The organism is Candidatus Protofrankia californiensis, assembly GCF_900634765.1.
Taxonomy (GTDB): domain Bacteria; phylum Actinomycetota; class Actinomycetes; order Frankiales; family Frankiaceae; genus Protofrankia; species Protofrankia californiensis.
Window position 1 is genome coordinate 1 of record NZ_CAAAFT010000007.1, and the last position, 1248, is coordinate 1248.

Consider the following 1248-nt stretch of genomic DNA (forward strand, 5'->3'; position numbering starts at 1 on the left):
AGGAACGATGATCAGCACATCGCCGGGAGCGGACCACACCAATTCGGAGGGACACGTGCCACCACCGGGCCCGCCGAACGCACCCGGCGGGGCGGAACGCGACTGGAATGCGGTACTCACCCCACTGACCCCGCAGGACCCCCGCAAGATCAGCGGATATCTGCTCCGGGCCCGGATCGGCGAGGGCGGCATGGGAGTGGTGTACCTGTCCTACACCCCCGGCGGCCGGCCGGTCGCGCTCAAAGTGGCCTGGCCGGAGTTTGCCACCGATCCCGAGTTCCGCCGCCGCTTCGCCTCGGAAGTTTCCATCGCCCAACGGGTCCAGGGCCTCTACACCGCCCCGGTCATCGACTGCGACCCCCACGCCCCGCGGCCCTGGCTGGCCACCGCCTACGTCGCCGCCCCCTCCCTCGCCGCGACCATCAGCCAGCAAGGCGCACTCCCGGTGGAGACCGTCCTACTACTGATCGCCGGGGTCGCGGAGGCGTTACAGTCCATCCACGCCGCTGGCGTGATCCACCGTGACCTCAAACCAGGCAACATCATTCTTGCCGCGGACGGCCCCCGCGTCATCGACTTCGGCATTTCCCGGGCGGTCGAAGCCTCCTCGACGAGGCTCACCCAGGCTGGGGTACAGATCGGCACCCCCGCGTTCATGGCCCCCGAGCAGGTCCGGGGAAAGTCCCTGGAGACATCCGGGGACGTCTTCTCCCTCGGTTCCACTGCTTACTATGCGGTCACCGGCGAGCTGCCGTTCGGTGGGGACGCCGCCGTCTTCCACCGCATCGAGCACAAACAGCCCGACTGGGACCGCTGCCCGGACCAGATCCGTGGCGTACTGGAACAGTGCGTGGAAAAGGATCCGGCGGGTCGCCCCACCCCCGCGGGATTGATCGAGCTGTGCCGGGCGGCGTCCACCGACGAGCGGCTGCGGATCGACGAGAGCTGGCTACCCCCCACCGTGATCGCGGACCTCGGCCGCTACAACACCACCCCACCCGAGCCACCTCAGTTGTTGCCGACCGAATCCGAGCCTCCTCGGCCGCCACTACCCATATCCAAGTCGCCTGACCGTTCAGGCCGCAAGCGGTCACCCTGGCTCATCGGCGTGCTCAGCGCGGCCGCGCTCGTAGCGACGATCATAATTTCCATACTCCTGATCAATGGATGGTTGAACCGGGCGAACGATTCGACCGGACCCACCACACCGGACGAATCCAGCCGAAATCTGGATGTCACAACAGCTCC

1 protein-coding gene is annotated in these 1248 nt (G+C 67.3%); it reads left to right on the forward strand.

Annotated features, from left to right (window positions below; all coding sequences use genetic code 11):
* Nucleotides 1-7: 7 nt before the first annotated feature.
* On the forward strand, nucleotides 8-1248 hold a 1241-nt coding region (locus DD1DGNOD_RS00250; RefSeq protein ID WP_131769176.1), incomplete at its 3' end, for a serine/threonine-protein kinase.